Origin of the sequence: Mesorhizobium sp. L-2-11 (assembly GCF_016756595.1) — a bacterium.
GTDB lineage: Bacteria > Pseudomonadota > Alphaproteobacteria > Rhizobiales > Rhizobiaceae > Mesorhizobium.
In genome coordinates, this window is the sequence record NZ_AP023257.1 from 217,619 (window position 1) to 236,133 (window position 18,515).

Consider the following 18,515-nt stretch of genomic DNA (forward strand, 5'->3'; position numbering starts at 1 on the left):
TGAAAATTGCTGCACCGCAACATACATGCCATTCCCGAAGCGAGTAGGCAACCATCTAGTGCGGCGAATCGGAAATTCGCATCGCTTTGAGGCAGGTTAAGGACCTGTTGACATGATCGGCATGGCGCCGGCGGACCAGCTCAAGCCTCGCCGACCGGGCTGGTTGCGGCCATGAGAAAGCGCCGCGGCGGCACAGGCTGATTCGAGCCAAAGCCGGCGCGGCGAAACAGCGCATCCAGCTTGTCGGCGGCCACGCCGCGAACGATGGGGATGAGATTGGATTGGCTGGCCAGGGCGTAGGCCGCAGCCGCTGTCAGCCCTTTCTCGTTCTTCAGGTCGAGGAAGTTTCGCAACCGATATTTGTCGCGCACCTGCCGTTCGTGCTTTCTGAGCACGGCCTTGGAGCCTTCCGGCAGACTGTCGATCGCCAGCAGCGCCAGATCGGCGTCGGCCAGACGCTTGAGATCCTGCGTCTTGTGCTGGCCGCTCAGCGAATCCGCGCGAACGATTGCGCCGTAACCGCAGGACCTGATGACCTTGAAACGCGCCCCGCAGGCAACCGCGCGCGCGTAAAGTTCATAGTCTTCGCCCAGCCGCAGGTTTTCGTCATAGCGCAGCCCATGCCGGTCCAGAAAAGCGCGGCTAATCACCGGCTTGAGGAAACCCAACTCCCCTCTCTGCACACGACGACTGGAAATGTTGCCTTCGATGAAGCGCTCGAAATCGAGAAATTCCGGGTCGGCCGAAAACCGCGGAGCGGTGATTTTTGAAACGTCGGTCGCCGCATCGTCCCTGATCATCATGATGTTGTCGGCAGCGAAATCCCAATCAGCGTTGGCGAACAACTCGCGAAATCTGCCCACGAGAAAAAAATCGTCGGCGTCCAGAATGCTGATGAACGGCGATTTGGAGCTGGCGATCGCGACGTTGCGGGCGAAGGAAGGACCGCCGTTGACGTCGAGCCGGATGACGGAAAGCCTGCCGCTGCCATCGTCGGCCGCCCGAGCGACTTTCGCGGTATCGTCAGTGGAGGCGTCATCAACGACGACGACTTCGGCCACCTCCGGCTCGCGCAAGGCCGATGCGATGGCAACCGCAATTGTCCGCGCCGCGTTGCGGGCGGCGATGATCACGCAGACTTCCGGTTCTGTCATCAATTCGCCTCTCGACTGCACAGGTAGCTCCGAATTTCCCCCTTTGATGTCCAATGCAGCTCTCGTCTCACTGACTGCCCGGCTGTACGAAAACATCAGCCGGCGTTTATGCTGCAATTGCGAAGCAAAGCATCGTTAAAATCATCCGCTGCGTCCAGTCTTTCCTTTCGGTGTCGTCATGGCGCAGATCGATGGGCGGTGAAATGCCAGCGGATAGGCGGGCCGCTTCGCACACCGTCCCTGCGCATTCTGGATGGGGCGTCAGCGCATTCGAATCGCTGATCACCAGGTCGATCGACAGAGTTTAGGCAGTGGTGGCTGAGTCAGAGGATCCGAGGCTGAAGGGGAAATCCGCAAGTCAGTTGCCCAGGATGCTGTCGGGCGGGCAGTCCGCCAGGGACCCGTCCGAACGCCAGCCGCCGTCAGGTCAGTGGAGGCTTCTCCTGGCGCTGAACTTCTCGCCAGCGGCCGCTTCGGTCGAACTCAGCTTTCGTTCGGCTTCGCGAATCTTGTCGGCCGACGTCGGGGTATTACTGGCAACCATGGCGAAGACGAGCAGGAAGTAGCCCAGTTGAATGACAATGGCGCAGGCTATAGCGCGAAAAAGCGTTGTGCCTAGCGAAGCGCCGTCGAGATAAGACCAGGCGACCACGATCGCCACCGCGAAAATCATGCCAACAATGAATTTTGGTAGCGACATACCCGACAGCCCGTCAACCTGCTCAGGCAAGAATCGATGAATGATTCACCCCGAGCCTCCCTTCGCCATGCGAGCTTGTTGAGGCTACCCGCTTCTTGGCCGGTTGCTTCCGGCCTTCCCACGCTGTCCATACTCTGACAGAAACAATTTGCAACTCTATTAAGGTGTGCAATAGCGGGCAAGGCCAACTGCAAATTATTTTGGCTAAGTTCGGGGGATCGACTCTGCCATGTTGCGTTGCACATTTCCGCATCACAACCAATCACCCGGTATGGACTCACTTCAGTAAGAGCCAAAATATTAACCAGTATTTTACTTCAAGCGCGCTCTACATTTTACAACGCTGCAGCACGATATTTCTCAACCACGCGGCACAAAGAGCGATACGCCCAAAATCAGCCTCAAAATGGCACTACATTTTTCAAGGTTGCCCATAATTTGTCACGAATGCGCCATAAAAGGCCAAAATTTGCGCAGGATCGGTTTATTATTTAATCAATGCATGACGTGATTATTTCAGGCGCTCAAGGAATTGTGTGTTGCGATGCAGCATTTTTTTGATATCGTGCGGCAAACCATCCGTTCAACGTATGGAGTTTACGCATGAGGGACGTAGCCAAGCCGGCCGACGCGGATTTTCCGCACGCCGGTATCGACTTTCCACCAATCGGCGGCCTGCTTAAACGCAGCTTCGATATCGCCGGTTCACTGATTGGCCTGGTTGCTCTCAGTCCGCTGTTTGTGATGGTCGCGCTGCTTGTCAAGTTTTCCGACGGCGGGCCGATTTTCTACGGTCACAGCCGGATCGGGCGGGGAGGACGGATTTTCCCGTGCCTCAAGTTTCGCACTATGGTACAGAATGGCGAACAGGTGCTGGCGGCATACCTTGCCGCCAACCCGGACGCCAAGGCCGAATGGATAGCTACCCGCAAGCTCAAGAACGATCCACGCGTCACGCGTGTCGGGGCCGTGCTGAGGAAGCTCAGCCTTGATGAACTGCCGCAGATCATCAACATCCTTCAGGGTGACATGAGCCTTGTCGGTCCTCGCCCGGTGGTGCGCGACGAACTCGAAATCTATGGCAGTTCGGCCGTCTATTACCTGAAATCGCGCCCTGGCCTGACCGGACTCTGGCAGGTCAGCGGCCGCAATGACGTTTCCTATGACAGCCGCGTCGCATTCGATCGCCACTATGTCGAGAACTGGTCGCTGTTCGAGGACATTCGCATCATCATCAAGACCGTGCCTGCCGTCTGGATGTCGCGGGGCTGCTATTGACCGGCCGGGAGCCGGTTATGCGCAGCAGTGACTGTCCCGACGCCAGGCATTCTGCAGCAAGCTTCATCGGACCGGGCTAAAGCGAATCGGAAAACGTACAGTTGAAAACAGACATCTTCGAAATCTCCTGGGCCGGCACGGTTAGCAACCGCATGCGACGGATGCGGCTTATGACCACTTGCCTCGCGCTGGCGCTCGCCGTTCCCCAACTCGCCGCGGCCGACGAGTACCGGCTTGGATCGCAGGACAAGCTGACCATCCGCGTGGCCGAATGGCAGACCGTTGAAGGCACGTTCCGCGACTGGACGGCCGTCAACGGAGAATACACGGTTGGCCCGTCTGGAACGTTGTCGGTGCCGTTCGTCGGAGAAATGCCGGCATCCGGCAAGACCACATCCGAGATCGCGGCAGCGATCAGCCAGGCGCTCCAGCGCAAGCTCGCTCTGGCGGACCGGCCGGAAGCCTCCGTCGAAATGGCGCAGTACAGGCCGTTCTACATTTCCGGGGAGGTCCAGACGCCTGGCCAGTACCCCTACGTGCCGGACCTGACCGTCCTGCGGGCGATGAGCATCGCCGGCGGCGTCCGGCGGGCCGATGGACAGCGGTACGCCCGCGACATGATCAATGCCAAGGGCGAGTTTGACGTTCTCCAGGACCAACGGGTCCGCCTGATCGTTCGGCGCGCGCGCATCGAAGCGCAGATCGCCGACAAGCCGACATTCGACGTGCCGAAGGAGGTGGCCGATGATCCGAAGCTGGCAAGCATCGTTGCCGACGAGATGGCGATCCTGACGGCCGATCAAAAGAATCTCAAACTGCGCCTTCAGGCGCTCGACGATTTGAAGAAGTTGCTGCAGAGCGAGATCGATTCGCTGCAGAAAAAGATCGTCAACCAGCAGCGGCAGGTCGACCTGGCAAAGGAACAGCTCAGCGGCATCGGTTCGCTGGCGCAAAAGGGCCTTGTGGTCAACACTCGGGTTCTGAATTCGCAGCAAACGATCGCCGATCTGGAAGGACAGATCCTGGATTACGAAACGGCTATCCTCACCGCCAAGCAGTCGATCAGCAAGGCCAACCAGGACGCCATCGACCTGGAGAACACCCAGAATGCCGACCTCGCCACCGGCCGGCAACAGGCAGAAGCCGATCTGGCCGAAACAATGCTCAAGATGAACATGCACACCGGCCTGATGGCCGAAGCCATGTCGGGGAACCCGGCGCTACAACGCTATCGCGACGGCGAAGAACCAACAATGACGTTTGGCCTGGTCCGGATGGTCGACGGCAAGACCAGCGAAATCGCTGCCAGCGAAGACACGCCCGTACTGCCCGGGGACGTGATCAAGGTAAAGCTGGCACCGATGGCTAGCCAATAGGCCTTCGAGCGATCGGCCGATCCGATCACGCCGAACAGATTCGATCGGCAAAGAGTTCCACCCGGACGAGTTCGACCTTGAACTCGTCGACACTGTGCTCGCTGCCCGACAGGCCAGCCTACCGCCAACTCGGGACGTGAGTAATTACAGCGCAAGGAGATGTTGTGCTTTAGTTGCTAGTTAAATCCGAGGAGGACGTCGTCGTGCACAGTGAAAGGGACGAAATCGTCAGTCGTGAAAGAGAATTTCACAATCTCAGATTTAGTCAGGAGGAGGATCCAAGGGGAAGCCTGGACAAGTGGTATCGAACAATTCGTCACGGCGCTGAACGTCAAGACGAACAGATAAAACGGCTTTCGAAAAACGCAGACGTGCTCGAGTACGGCTGCTCCGATGGCGGGTGGTCCCTGCATTCCTTGCACCTGCCCGATCATTGCCGATCTCTGACGGGGATCGACATTTCGGATGTAGCAGTAAACAAGGCGAACGAACGCGCGAGCGCGCTTGGAAGCACGAACGCGACATTCCTGGCGATGAATGCGGAAGCCATGTCGTTCGAGGACAACAAGTTCGACCTGGTGTATGGACGCGGGATCATCCACCATCTGGACCTGGACCGATGTTTTTCCGACGTCGTCCGTGTCCTGAAGCCGAACGGCGTGGCGTCCTTCTACGAGCCGATGGGACACAATCCGCTCCTGAATGCCTACAGAAAGCGGACACCCCTCATCCGCGCCGCTGATGAACATCCCTTGCTAGTTTCGGACTTCGCTTTGGCCCGCCGCTATTTCAGCAATGTCCAGGTGGACTATTTCGGCCTGTGCTCCGTAGGAAGCGCGCTGATGCCGCGAACCATCTCGGAGACCGTCTACACAGTTGGCAAAGCTGTCGATTCAGTGGTTTTGACGCTTCCCTTTGTGAAGCGGTTCGCATGGTATGCGCTCCTGACCCTTAGGGCCTGATCAATAGGCAGCAAAGGCTCGCCTGCTGCCTGTGCGATGAAATGATTGCTTGGCCTTGGCGCTGTCAGGCGGCGTTTTTGTGCGCGCCACCAAAAATCAAGGTAATATTTTAGCCCTTTGCTTAGCGCCCCGCAGTTTCTGGTTCCGCGAAGTCGGCCGCGGTCCATCGGGGACGGGCGACATGCACCCTGACCAGCTTGAAGTAGCTATAATACAGGAGGAAGGAGCCCATGATGTAGGGGTTGAAGGTGTCGATCTCAACGAAGGACCGGATGAGCAGAAGCACCATCACGCCGCCAAGAATCACCGACTCGGCTTGCCATGTCCTGAATATCAGGGCCGATATATGGCCCCATAGCGCGCGCACGATGATCAGCGATATCAGCGTCGCCCCGACATAACCTAGCTCGACGAGGGCTTCGATATAGGTGTTGTGGAAGTGGAAACCGCTTCGGGTGGTGATGTAGAATTCGTTCCAAAGCCGCTCGGCCTCGGCGAACCCCTGCACCCAATAGGCCGCGTAGCCGACGCCGAGGATCGGCGCCTGCTGCGCCGCTTCCCAGCCCTGCTCCCAGAGATAAGTCCGTCCAGTGAGCGTGGAATCCTTTCCGAAGGTGCCAAGGACGAAATCCAGAAGTCCTGCAAAGGCAACCGCGGTGACCACGACCAGCCCGCCTGCGCCAACCACGAAAATCACCCGTCGGTAGCGGAGTGGAAGCTTCTTGGCCATGGCAAGCAGAGCCACCAGAGCGAGAACTGCCGGTATCGAAGCCGTCGAGGTGGCCGAATGCGCCATCATCAGAAGATAGGCCGATAGGACCAAGATGGGCGCCGTCAGGATAAAGCTTATCCGGCCGCGCCTGAGAAAGACCAGGAAGACGATGCAAAAATAAATGCCAAGGGAGGCGACAAAGCCGATCTGGTTCTTGGAGCTGAATGCGCCGACGAAATTGTACGTGCCGTCGAGCATATCATAGGAATAACCCCCGACCTTGAGCGAATAAAGCAGGACGACAAAAATCCCGATCAGCGAGCCAATCGTCAACGTCCGGACGCTGACGGTGCGCGCGGCGATGTAGGCGCAGGCAATATGGGAGCAATACTGGATTGCCGTCCTCAACGTGATGCCGGGGGCATCCGACCAGAACACCGATAGGCAGACATAGAATGCAAACGCCAGCGGCAGCCACGCGCTGGAGGCATGTCGCAACAGCCGCCGGTAGTCTACCAGGATCAAGGGAAGCCAGACCGCATAATAGGCCAGGATCAGGATCGGGCCGAAAACCGAGGAATAGGAGAACGCCCAAACGGAGATGGCAACTGCAAAGCTGCCGTAGACCGTGCTCTTCTCCGGGTCGACCAACAGAGATTTTGGGATCTTCATCTCGGTAGCGAATTCCCGTCCACGCAGTTCAATGCCGATTCGCTGCCGCGCCGCCATGCGCGAATGCTCTCATTGTGCAGTGCAATATAACCCATCCCCCGCAGCCTGTCACCCAAATGAGGCAAAAACAGCCTTGGGCGGCCTGAGGAGAGCGATAAAGACACGAGGGCTCGTGTGCGGCAAGGATCAAGCGTCGCGGCCGCCCTCGCGAACTCTCGCGGGGAGATCGACCATCATCCCGGGCTTTCGCCAATCTCCGGCGGCCCATCATCGAATGGACAGATCGTAGCCAAGAGGGCCTAACCGCCTGCTGCTGGCCCACCACGAAGCTGTCCGAGGCTCCAGTCCCCCGCTTGAACTTGTCCGCCATAGACTTCACATTCGCCGCCGATTGGGAGGACGAGCACATGACGATGCGTTTTGCGGGACGGTTTGCCGGGCGGTCGGCCGTGATCACCGGTGGTGCCTCAGGCATCGGCCTGGCCGTCGCGCAAAGAATCGTTGAAGAGGGCGGGCGCGTTTGCGTCTGGGATCGCGACTCGACCCAGATCGAGCAGGCCAAGGCTGTCATCGCCGACTTGCACGGCGTGACCGTCGACGTCGCCGATCCCGTAGCGGTCGCACAGGCCGCCCGGCAGACGATCAAAACCCTTGGCGCGGTCGATATCCTGGTCACCAGCGCGGCCGTCACCGGACCGAACATGACGACCTGGGATTATTCGGTGGAGGATTGGCACCGGGTCATCGACATCAACATCAACGGCGTCTTCTACTGCAACAAGGCGCTGGTTCCGCACATGCTCGAGCGCAATTACGGCAGGATCGTCAACATCGCTTCGATCGCCGGCAAGGAGGGAAACCCGAATGCCTCGGCCTACAGCACCTCCAAGGCGGCGGTGATCGGCCTGACCAAGTCGCTGGGCAAGGAACTGGCCAAGACCAAGGTGACGGTGAACTGCGTCACCCCGGCGGCGGTGCGCACCGCGATCTTCCAGCAGATGAGCCAGCAGCATATCGATTTCATGCTGTCGAAGATACCAATGGCGCGGTTCGGCGAGGTCGAGGAGGTGGCGGCGCTGATCTCGTGGATCGCTTCCGAGGAATGCTCCTTCACGACGGCCGCAGTCTTCGACGTTTCCGGCGGCCGGGCGACCTATTGAAGCAAGTCGGGCAATTTACCGCCAGGGCCGCCAGACTGGAGCTCCCGTCGTTTGCTTAGGGTCGAACCTCCACTGTCCGACGAAGAACTGCTCGACCGCTTCCAGCGCGCCGCCTTCGGCTATTTTCTGGAAACCGTGAATCCGGAAAACGGGCTGGTCGCCGACACGTCGCGGCCAAATTGGCCGGCAAGCATCGCGGTCGTCGGCTTCGCCCTGTCCTGCTATCCGGTCGGGGTCGAGCGCGGCTGGGTGACGCGCGACGCAGCCGTGAAGCTGACGCTTGCCGCACTGCGCTTCTTCTGGAACAGCCGGCAAGGCAATGGCGACGACGTCACCGGCCACAACGGCTTTTACTACCATTTCCTCGACATGCGGACCGGCCTGCGCGCCTGGCGATGCGAGTTGTCGGTGGTTGACACGGCGCTGCTGATGGCCGGGGTGCTCGCGGCTGGCGCCTATTTCACCGGCGACACTGAGGACGAAACCGAAATCCGCGACTTGGCGGAAATGCTTTACCGGCGCGTCGACTGGCGATGGATGCAAGGCAGCAGACCGACCTTGCGACAGGGCTGGAAGCCGAAGAGCGGCTTTCTGCGTTATGGTTGGGAAGGCTACAACGAAGCGGCGATCCTTTACGTCCTGGCAATGGCCGCCCCCGACAAGCCAGCCTCGGACGACAGCTATGCCGGCTGGACGGCGACATATCGGTGGGAAAACATCTACGGCTACGACGTGCTCTATGGCGGCCCGCTGTTCATGCACCAATTCTCGCATGCCTGGATCGACTTCGACGGCATCCGGGATGCGTTCATGCGGGAGAAGAACTCGGACTATTTCGAAAACAGCCGCCGCGCGACCTACCTTCACCGGGACTATGCGCGGCACAATCCCTCTGGCTATGACGGCTACGGCGAAGCACTTTGGGGACTTTCGGCGGGTGACGGACCCGGCAAATTCCGCGCGCGGATCGAGCGGCGGCCGCGCAAATTTTCCGGCTATGCGGCGCGCGGCGCACCGTTCGGCCCAGATGACGGAACGATCGCGCCGTGGTCGTATCTCGCATCGCTGCCGTTCGCGCCTGAAATCTGCCTGCCGGCGCTGCGCCACCTCAGAGAACGCCACCCTGAGGTGGTCGACGGTTTCAGGATGCCGAGCGGCTTCAACCCGACGCTGGCGAACCGGCGGAAGTTCGGGCCGAACGGCTGGATATCGGATGCGCATTATGGACTGGACCAGGGCATCGTCGTGCTGATGATCGAAAACCACCGCTCGCGCCTGATCTGGGACCTAATGCGGTCGAGCCCGCATATCCGTCGCGGCCTGTGCAAGGCCGGGTTCAGCGGCGGCTGGCTGTCGCAGCCGGCGAGCCCTCTTCGCGAGGAGGGCTGCTGAATGACAGCTGTCGCTGTCGTCTCGGGCACGAAGACGTTCGCCCTTCCCAGCAACTCGTGATTGCTGGGAAGGCCGTTCGATTTCGCCTGGCCTGAGTTACTTAGCCGGCGAACGTGTAGGCGGTCTTCACCGTAGTGTAGAATTCCGCTGCGTAGCGGCCTTGCTCGCGCGGGCCATAGCTCGATCCCTTGCGTCCGCCGAAAGGCACGTGGAAGTCGACGCCCGCCGTCGGCAGATTGACCATCACCATGCCGGCCTCCGAGTTGCGCTTGAAATGCGTGGCGTGCTTGAGGCTCGAGGTGCAGATGCCCGACGTCAGTCCGAACGGCGTGTCGTTGGCTACCGCCAGCGCCTCGTCATAGTCCTTGACGCGGATGACGTTGGCGACCGGCCCAAAAATCTCCTCGCGTGAAATGCGCATGGCGTTGGTGGCTTGCGTGAACAGCGCCGGTTGCAGGTAGAAGCCGCGGGTTTCGCGATCGAGCCGCTCGCCGCCGAAGGCGAGATCGGCGCCTTCCTGGCGACCGATGGCGATATAGTCTTCGTCCTGCTTCAGCTGGCTCTGGTCGACGACGGGTCCGATCTGGGTTTTCGCATCGAGGGCGTCGCCGACGACCAGCTTGGCGAGGCGATCTTTCATCGCATCGACGAAGCGGTCATGGATGCCGTCGGTCACGACAAGGCGGGACGACGCCGTACAGCGCTGGCCGGTCGAGAAGTATGCGCCATTGATCGCGCAGTCGACGGCGACGGCTAGATCTGCATCGTCGAGCACGACCAGCGGGTTCTTGCCGCCCATCTCGAGCTGGTACTTGCGCATGTGCTCGACGCTGGCGGCAGCCACGCGCTTGCCAGTGCCGACCGAGCCGGTGAAGGTGATGGCATTGAGGTCAGGGCTGTCGAGCATGGCCTGACCGACTACCGAACCCTTGCCCATGACGAGATTGAGCACACCCTTAGGCAGGCCGGCACGGTGCAATATGTCGACAATGGTCCAGGCGCACTCCGGAACCAGCTCGGCCGGCTTGAAGACGATGGTGTTGCCGTAGGCCAGGGCAGGAGCGATCTTCCACGCCGGGATGGCGATCGGGAAATTCCAGGGTGTGATGATGCCGACGACGCCGACCGCTTCGCGTGTGATCTCGACACCGACGCCGGGCCGCACGCTTGGAACCAGCTCGCCCGACAGGCGCAGCGTCTCACCAGCAAAGAAATCGAAGATCTGGGCGGCCCGCACGGTTTCGCCAATACCCTCGACCAGCGTCTTGCCCTCCTCGCGCGCCAACGCCCGGCCGATTTCATCTTTCCGCGCGGAGATCTCGTCCGACGCCTTCCTCAGCACCGCATGGCGTGCAAGCAAGCCCGATCGGGACCACGCCGGAAATGCCGCTTTCGCCGCCGCGATGGCTTGCCGCGCCTGCTCGGCGTCGCCCGACGCATATTCGCCGACCACGTCGTCGAGATTGGAAGGGTTGATGTTGCGGGAGCCGGCATCGCCCACCCACTCGCCATCGATGAGGTTCTTTCGAAACGGGATCATGTCGCTGTCTTCCTTGTCCTTCGATTGCCGTCTATCTGGACCACTGGCCGCTACACCGCAAGGCCGCCGGCGGCAAAGTTCTGCTCCTCGACAGGCATGTGCTAAGCAGGTTTCGGAAAAGTGTTCGATGGTTTTCCGATAAAAACCTGCGACAAACAAAAACCCAGCAGGCGAGGCCGTGCAAGCCTGCTTGGGTGTCGAGGTGGTAAACCATGATTCTAGTGCGGTGCGACGCGGATCGCGCCAGGAGGAAGCTGCCATGTCCGACCGCGCGTTGCCGCTGGTGATCAGCGCGCCCGAGCCACGCACGCTCGACCTGATTTTCACGCCCGAGGCACTGGCGAGATTCCGCGCCAGATACCGTATCGTCGAAACGTCGCCAGAAGGCGTCGCGGGCCTGCCACACGATGTGCTCGCCGAGACGCGCTACATCGTAGGGCAGCCGCCGATCGCGCCGGAGACGCTGGAAAGGATGACGGCGCTGCGCTGTGTCTTCAATGTCGAGAGCAACCTCATCAACAACATGCCGTATGAAACGCTGTTTTCGCGCGGCATCCATGTCGTCACCACGGGCATGGTGTTTGCCGAGCCGGTGGCCGAGCTCGGTCTTGCTATGGCGCTCAACCTCGCTCGCGACATCGTCGACGCCGATCTTGCGTTTCGTCAGGGCAAGGAGCTGTGGGGTGGCGAGGGCAACCAGGCGGCGCGGCTTCTCTCCGGCGCCGATGTCGGGATCATCGGCTTCGGCGATCTCGGCCGTGCGCTCAACCGGCTGCTGTCGGGCTTTCGCACGCGGACCAAGGTCTTCGATCCGTGGCTGCCGCCATCGATCCTGATCGAGAACGGCGTCGAGCCGGCTTCCCTCGACACGGTTTTGTCGAGCAGCGATTTCGTCTTCGTCGTCGCTTCGGTGACCAGCGAAAACCAGGGTTTTCTCGGCGCCGAGGCCTATGCCAGGATGCGCAAAGGAGCCGCCTTCATCCTGCTCAGCCGCGCCGGCGTGGTCGATTTTCCGGCGCTGATGGATGCAGTTCGCAGCGGCCACATCGTCGCCGCCAGCGATGTGTTCCCGCAAGAGCCGCTGGCGCAGGACCATCCTGTCCGCACGCTGCCCGGCTTCCTGCGCTCCGCCCACCGGGCCGGCGCGCTCGACATCGCTTTCAAGCGCATGGGCGACATGGTGCTGGAAGACATGGACCTGATCGACCGCGGCCTGCCGCCAATGCGTTCGAAGCGCGCCGAACGCGAGACCGTTTCGCGCATGCGCTCGAAGCCGGTCGACAAGAACTGAGCCGTCAGGTGCAGCGGCTGCGACGTTTCTCAGATGGTGAACGACCAGAACAGGCAGGCGAGCGTCGCTGCGGCGAAGACGACAAAGAACAGGCTTCTCAGCAGGATATTGCGACGCAACTCGTTCATGACGAGATGGCAGCCGACGACGGCTACGACAAACAGGAACCGCCAATTCAGCAGTGCCGGCAGGACATTGCTTCGATCGAAAGCCCATCTGGCGGCGAGGCCGCCAACGATGGCCGCGAACAACACGATGACTGTCCAGAAGATCGCATCCGCAGCATGTGTCAGGACGATGCCGGCGACCCTGATCGGCAGGATCATCATCAGCAGCGCGCTGAAGAAGTACACGGCCGCGAGCGGGATGAACGTCCCGGCATCGGCGACGTCGTCCAGGCGTTCTGCGCCGATCGCACCAAAGGGATAGCCATGCCTGGCCACCGCCAGGCTGAGAGCCATCAGCAAGGCCGTCAATATGGCCACCAATGCGAATGAAGTAAGGGCTTTGCTCATAAGGGTCCTGCTCGGAACGAATCGAATAAGGACGTTGGTAGCCCAGGGATTGTAAATTGCTGGTAAGCGCCGAGGCCCGGCGTGACCCAAAGCGCGTCGCATGAGGCCGGTCAAACGCAACGCGCTTTAGACGCCCTCACTCCGCCGCGTGAAGGCGTCGCGCCTCGATGATGGTCCTGATCTCGGCACGGCAGGAGCCGCAATTGGTGCCGGCATGCAAGGTGGCGCCGATCGCTTCGACGCTAACGCAGCCTCCGCGCACCGCTTCGGCGATCTGATTGGCGCCGACCCCGAAACATGAGCAGACAACGGCGCCACGATCGACGCTGTTGCCGCCCGGTCGCCCCGCCACGATCGCCAGTCGCCCGCGCCGATCGGCATGGTCAGCGCTCAACTGCTCGACCGCCCAGCCGCGCGACACCGCGACCGGCCTGGGGGCAAGATAGAGCGCGCCAGTCAGCCGACTGCCGGTAAAGCGGGCGAAGCGATAGTGCCCGCCGGCGACATCATGATAGGCGAGTGTCTCGCCTGGCGCGTCCGCCCCGAAAAGCGAAGCCGCGAAATCCGGCCAGTCCCGGTCGGCTTCCAGCGCAAGCTCGAGACGCCAGCCGGCAGCGCAGCGGGCGAGGCTCCAATAGTCGGCGTCAATCGAGGCTGGCCGTTCGGCAAGCACCGCGAAGCCGAACGCGACGGCAGCGAAGCGTTCCACCCGGGCGGCAACATTCTTCGAGGCCGGCTGCCCTGAAATCGGATCGGTGATGGGGGCCACCAGCGCATCGACACGAGCCCGCGCGGAAAACTGGTCCGTCCAATGCATCGGCACGAAGACCGAGCCTGGCCGCTGCCGCACCGTCACCAGCGCACGAAGCAGCACCTCGCCATGCTCGGTCGAGACGCGCAAGATGTCGGCATCGCCGATGCCGAAGTGCTGCGCGTCCGCCGGGTGGATTTCGGCGAACGGCTCGGCCAGGTGCTGCGACAGCCGTGGGCTTTTTCCCGTCCGCGTCATAGTGTGCCAGTGGTCGCGAACGCGCCCGGTGTTGAGCACCAGCGGGAATTTTTCGTTCGTGCGGGTTTGGGGAACTGGACGGATCGGGATGAAGCGCGCCTTGCGGTCGGGCGTGTAGAAGCCGCCGTTGGCGAAGAAGCGGGTGCTTCTAACCTCCGGTCGGCGCCAGGCACCCCCCTCTAGCCTGCCGGCCATCTCCCCCTCAAAGGGGGAGATTGGCAGTTTTGCCGACGTTGCCTCTTCTGCAATGGTAGCGATTGGCGAAAACGACGGTGACATCCGATCTCCCCCCTTGAGGGGGAGATGGCCGGCAGGCCAGAGGGGGGTGCCTGGGCTCGGCGCTGGCCATTGGAATGGCGCCAGCGCATCATATCCCTCCGCATCGACCCCGCCATACGCACCGATGTCGAAGTCGCGGGCGCCGTCATTCTCGAATGCCGACAGCGCGGCGTGCTCGGCGAAGATATCGGCTGGCGACGGATGCGAAAACGCTTCGCCAAAACCCATCCGCTTGGCGACTTCGGCGATGATCCACCAGTCGGCCCTTGCCTCGCCGGGCGTGGCCAAAAAAGCGCGCTGGCGCGAGATGCGGCGCTCCGAATTGGTGACGGTGCCGTCCTTCTCGCCCCATGCGGCGGCGGGCAGGCGGACATGGGCGTGGCGGACCGTGTCGGTCTTGGCCAATATGTCCGACACCACGACAAACGGGCAGGCCTTGATCGCCGCCTCGACGGCATCGGCGTCCGGCATCGAGTCGACCGGGTTGGTCGCCACGATCCACAGCGCCTTGATGCGCCCGTCGGCTACCGCCTGAAACATCTCGACCGCCTTTAGGCCGGGCTCTTCGGGGATATCAGGCGCACTCCAGAAACGCTGCACGCGGTCGCGGTGCTCGGGGTTTTCGATCTCCATATGGGCGGCCAGCATGTTGGCCAGGCCGCCAACCTCCCGACCGCCCATGGCGTTGGGCTGGCCGGTCACTGAAAACGGGCCGGCGCCGGGCTTGCCGATGCGGCCGGTGGCGAGGTGACAGTTGATGATGGCGTTGACCTTGTCGGTGCCCGAGGAAGACTGGTTCACGCCCTGGCTGTAGACGGTCACCGTCTTCGCCGTCGCGGCGAACAGGCTGTAGAAGCGGACAAGCTCGTCCTCGCCGAGGCCCGTGGCCGCGGCAACGCCGGCAAGATCGAGCGCGGAGGCGGCAAAAAAGGCTTGCCCGAAGCCGGTTGTGTGCGCCGTGATATAGGTGCGGTCCAGCGTGTTGTGCTGGCCGAGATAGGCGAGCAGCCCTGTGAACAGCGCGACGTCACCATCCGGCGCGATCGCCAGATGCATGTCGGCAATATCTGATGTCATCGTGCGGCGTGGGTCGACCAGCACCACCTTCATTTCGGGCCGTTTTTCCCGGGCAGCGGCAATGCGCTGGTAGAGCACCGGATGGCACCAGGCGAGATTGGAGCCGACCAGCACGATCAGGTCGGCGAGTTCCAGATCCTCGTAGCTGCCCGGCACCGTGTCAGAGCCGAAAGCGCGGCGGTGGCCGGCAACCGACGAGGCCATGCACAGGCGCGAATTGGTGTCGATATTGGCCGAGCCGATGAAGCCTTTCATCAGCTTGTTGGCGACATAATAGTCCTCGGTCAGCAATTGACCGGAGACGTAGAAGGCGACCGCGTCGGGACCGTGCTCGGCGATGGTCCGCGAGAAGGTCGAGGCGACGAGGTCGAGTGCTTCGTCCCAGTCGGTGCGGCGACCGTGGATCTGCGGATAGAGCAGCCGTCCGTCGAGGTCGATCGTCTCGGCCAGCGCCGAGCCCTTGGAACAGAGCCGGCCGAAATTCGCCGGATGGTCAGGGTCGCCGCGAACGGTTATCTCACCGTTCGCGGCGACCTTCGCCAGCACGCCGCAGCCCACCCCACAATAGGGGCAGGTGGTCCTCACCTCGCGCGCTTCGTCGATCTCCATGCTCAAGCCGCGCGACTGGCCAGCGCTTCCAGCGCAATGAATAGACGCTCGCCCTCGATCCGCACCGGGATGGTGCGCACCGCACCGTCGTCGGCGCCAAGCGCCTTGCCGGTTTCCAGCGAGATCACCCAATTGTGCAGGGGACAGGTCACCGCTGCGCCATGGACGATGCCCTGCGAGAGCGGTCCGCCCTTGTGCGGGCAATGGTCCTCGATGGCAAATACCTGGTCCTCTGCCGTGCGGAAGACGGCGATCTTGCCTTGAGGCGTGGCGACGCAGCGCGCGCCGCGGCGCGGGATGTCCGAGAGCGTGCCGACAGCAATCCAATTCATCATCATCACTCCGCCGCCTGCGCGAAACCGACCGAAGCCATCGGCCGGAATTCGTGTTTGTCCTTGCCGGAAACGCGTTCCGACCACGGGTCGACCTGGGCGAATTTCTGCGAAAAGACGAAGCGGTCGAAATAGGCCTTGCGCTTCTCGCCATCGTCCATGATCTGGCGCTTGATCTCGGCGATGCCGATGCGCTTGGCCCATTTGTAGATGCGCTCGAGATAGCGGCCCTGCTCGCGATACATTTGCGTCAGCGCCACGATATGCTCCAGTGCCTCGTCCTCGGTCTTGACCAGGCCGAGCACCTCGGTTCCCTTGATGTCGAGGCCGGCTGCCCCGGCGAAATGGATCTCGTAGCCTGAATCGACGCAGATCACGCCGACATCCTTGCAGGTTGCCTCGGCGCAGTTCCTCGGGCAGCCCGACACCGCCATCTTGACCTTGGCCGGCGTCCACGAACCCCACATGAATTTCTCGATGCGGACGCCGAACCCCGTCGAATCCTGCGTGCCGAAGCGGCACCAGTCCGAACCGACGCAGGTTTTCACCGTGCGCAGTCCCTTGGCATAGGCGTGGCCGGAGACGAAGCCGGCCTGGCCGAGATCGGCCCACACCGCCGGCAGATCCTCCTTGCGGATGCCGAGCATGTCGATGCGCTGGCCACCGGTGACCTTGACCATTGGGATTTCGAATTTGTCGACGACATCGGCAATGGCGCGCAGTTCGGCGGCATTGGTGACGCCGCCCCACATGCGCGGCACCACCGAATAGGTGCCGTCCTTCTGGATGTTGGCGTGGACGCGCTCGTTGATGAAGCGCGACTGGTAGTCGTCGGCATACTCGTCCGGCCAGTCGCAGACGAGATAGTAATTGAGCGCCGGCCGGCATTTGGCGCAGCCGCAGGAGGTGGTCCATTCCAGCTCCTGCATGACGGCGGGAATGGTCTTCAGACCCTTGGCCCTGATCAGCCGGCGGACCTCATCATGGCCGAGCGTGGTGCAGCCGCACATCGGTTGCACCGCCGCGGGATTGTATTTGTCGCCGATGGTCAGCACCATCAGCTTTTCGACCAGCCCGGTGCAGGAGCCGCAGGAGGCGGACGCCTTGGTGTGTGCGCGCACGTCATCGAGCGAGGTCAGGCTTTTGGCCGTGATCGCGCCAGTGATCTTTCCCTTGCAAACGCCGTTGCAGCCGCAGATTTCCGCATCATCCGGCAAGGCTGCAACGGCCGCCATAGGGTCCAGGGAGGCGCCCCCCTGGTATGACTGGCCGAAGATAAGCGTGTCGCGCATTTCCGATATGTCGGTCTGCTTCTTCTTGAGGTCGTTGAACCAGGCGCCGTCCGCCGTCTCGCCGTAAAGCACGGTGCCGATGATGCGGTCATCCCTGAGCACCAGCCGTTTGTAGACGCCGGCAGCGGCATCGCGCAGCACGATCTCCTGGCGGTCCTCGCCCTCGGCAAAGTCGCCGAGCGAGAACAGCTCGATGCCGGTAACTTTGAGCTTGGTCGGCGTGTCCGAATGGACGAAGGCGGCGGCCTCGTCGCCGGCCAACTGGCTGGCAGCGACACGCGCCATCTCATAGAGCGGTGCGACCAGGCCGTAGACCATGCCGTTGACCTCGGCGCACTCGCCGAGCGCGAAGATGTCGGGGTCGTTGCTGCGCATGCCGGCATCGACGACGATGCCGCGATTGACGGCAATGCCGGCGTCTTTCGCCAGCGTCGCATTCGGCCTTATGCCGACCGCCATCACCACCAGCGTCGCCGGGATGATGGTTCCGTCGGCGAGTTCCACCTGCTCGACCTTACCCTTGCCGGTGATCGCCTGGGTGTTGGCCTTGGTGATGACCTTGATGCCGCGCTGTTCGACCGCGCGCTGCAGCAGATAGCCAGCGGCCGGATCGAGCTGTCGTTCCATCAGCGTCGGCATGACATGCAGCACGGTGACGTCCATGCCCTGCGCGTTCAGGCCCGCAGCCGCCTCCAGCCCTAGCAGGCCGCCGCCGATAACCACGGCCTTGGCCCGTGACTGCGCTGCCAGCATCATCGCCCGAACGTCGTCGAGATCGCGATAGGTCAGCACGCCGGGCAGATCATGGCCGGGCACCGGGATGATGAACGGCACCGAGCCGGTGGCGATGACGAGCTTGTCGTAGGGCTCGGTGACGCCGTGGTCGGAGGTGACGGTCTTTGCCTGCCGGTCGATGGCGACGATCTTGTGGCCCTTGTAGAGGGTGATCCCGTGCTTGATGTACCAGCCATCGCCATGGATGATGATCTCCTCATAATCCTTTTCGCCTGACAGAACCGGCGACAGCATGATGCGGTCGTAGTTCACGCGCGGCTCGGCGTTGAAGATGGTGACCTGGTAGAGGTCCGGCGCCTTTTCCAGCAGGTGCTCCAGCATGCGCCCGGGGGCCATGCCGTTGCCGATGATGACGAGTTTTTCGGTCATG

Annotated in this window: 14 protein-coding genes; 6 read left to right on the top strand and 8 right to left on the bottom strand. The window is 61.9% G+C overall.

Annotation, left to right across the window (positions count from 1 at the left end):
- Positions 1-140: 140 nt before the first annotated feature.
- Positions 141-1,154, bottom strand: a complete 1,014-nt coding sequence (locus tag JG739_RS00995; protein ID WP_202364856.1) for a glycosyltransferase family 2 protein — start codon at positions 1,152-1,154, stop codon at positions 141-143.
- Between the two features lie 427 nt (positions 1,155-1,581).
- Positions 1,582-1,884, bottom strand: a complete 303-nt coding sequence (locus JG739_RS01000; protein ID WP_370463391.1) for an exopolysaccharide production repressor exox — start codon at positions 1,882-1,884, stop codon at positions 1,582-1,584.
- Positions 1,885-2,457: 573 nt separating this feature from the next.
- On the opposite strand from JG739_RS01000, the gene JG739_RS01005 reads away from it, so the two are divergent.
- From JG739_RS01005 to JG739_RS01015, 3 genes are all read left to right on the top strand, one after another.
- Positions 2,458-3,132 carry a sugar transferase gene (locus JG739_RS01005; RefSeq protein ID WP_202364857.1) on the top strand — a complete coding sequence of 225 codons (675 nt, stop codon included), beginning with the start codon at positions 2,458-2,460 and terminating at the stop codon, positions 3,130-3,132.
- 170 nt (positions 3,133-3,302) lie between these two features.
- Entirely contained in the window at positions 3,303-4,508 is a 1,206-nt protein-coding gene (locus JG739_RS01010; protein ID WP_202364858.1) for a polysaccharide biosynthesis/export family protein, read from the top strand.
- 203 nt (positions 4,509-4,711) lie between these two features.
- Positions 4,712-5,470 (top strand): class I SAM-dependent methyltransferase, encoded by a 759-nt coding sequence (locus JG739_RS01015; RefSeq protein WP_202364859.1) that lies wholly within the window; start codon positions 4,712-4,714, stop codon positions 5,468-5,470.
- Between the two features lie 121 nt (positions 5,471-5,591).
- Here JG739_RS01015 and JG739_RS01020 read toward each other — a convergent pair whose 3' ends face one another.
- Positions 5,592-6,854, bottom strand: coding sequence for an O-antigen ligase family protein (locus tag JG739_RS01020; protein WP_202367288.1), 1,263 nt, complete (start codon positions 6,852-6,854; stop codon positions 5,592-5,594).
- Between the two features lie 407 nt (positions 6,855-7,261).
- On the opposite strand from JG739_RS01020, the gene JG739_RS01025 reads away from it, so the two are divergent.
- Entirely contained in the window at positions 7,262-8,014 is a 753-nt protein-coding gene (locus tag JG739_RS01025) for an SDR family NAD(P)-dependent oxidoreductase (protein WP_202364860.1), read from the top strand.
- 51 nt (positions 8,015-8,065) lie between these two features.
- A complete protein-coding gene (locus JG739_RS01030) occupies positions 8,066-9,406 on the top strand; it encodes a glucoamylase family protein (RefSeq protein WP_202364861.1) in 1,341 nt (446 codons plus the stop codon).
- A gap of 100 nt (positions 9,407-9,506) precedes the next feature.
- On the opposite strand, the gene JG739_RS01035 is transcribed toward JG739_RS01030, so the two are convergent.
- Positions 9,507-10,943 (bottom strand): aldehyde dehydrogenase family protein, encoded by a 1,437-nt coding sequence (locus JG739_RS01035; RefSeq protein ID WP_202367289.1) that lies wholly within the window; start codon positions 10,941-10,943, stop codon positions 9,507-9,509.
- Positions 10,944-11,205: 262 nt separating this feature from the next.
- On the opposite strand from JG739_RS01035, the gene JG739_RS01040 reads away from it, so the two are divergent.
- The gene (locus tag JG739_RS01040) at positions 11,206-12,237 is read left to right on the top strand and encodes a hydroxyacid dehydrogenase (RefSeq protein WP_202364862.1); all 1,032 of its coding nucleotides are present in this window, start codon (positions 11,206-11,208) and stop codon (positions 12,235-12,237) included.
- Positions 12,238-12,266: 29 nt separating this feature from the next.
- Here the strand turns inward: JG739_RS01040 and JG739_RS01045 are convergent, their stop codons facing one another.
- The 4 genes from JG739_RS01045 to nirB form a co-directional block, all read right to left on the bottom strand.
- Positions 12,267-12,752: a hypothetical protein gene (locus JG739_RS01045; protein WP_202364863.1), complete on the bottom strand. Its 486-nt coding sequence runs from the start codon at positions 12,750-12,752 to the stop codon at positions 12,267-12,269.
- A gap of 136 nt (positions 12,753-12,888) precedes the next feature.
- A complete protein-coding gene (locus tag JG739_RS01050) occupies positions 12,889-15,726 on the bottom strand; it encodes a nitrate reductase (RefSeq protein WP_202364864.1) in 2,838 nt (945 codons plus the stop codon).
- A gap of 2 nt (positions 15,727-15,728) precedes the next feature.
- Positions 15,729-16,064 (bottom strand): nitrite reductase small subunit NirD, encoded by a 336-nt coding sequence (nirD, locus tag JG739_RS01055; protein WP_202364865.1) that lies wholly within the window; start codon positions 16,062-16,064, stop codon positions 15,729-15,731.
- Complete coding sequence (gene nirB / locus JG739_RS01060) at positions 16,064-18,514, bottom strand: nitrite reductase large subunit NirB (protein ID WP_202364866.1); 2,451 nt, start codon at positions 18,512-18,514, stop codon at positions 16,064-16,066. The genes nirD and nirB overlap by 1 nt, the downstream gene beginning before the upstream one ends.
- Position 18,515 lies beyond the last annotated feature (1 nt).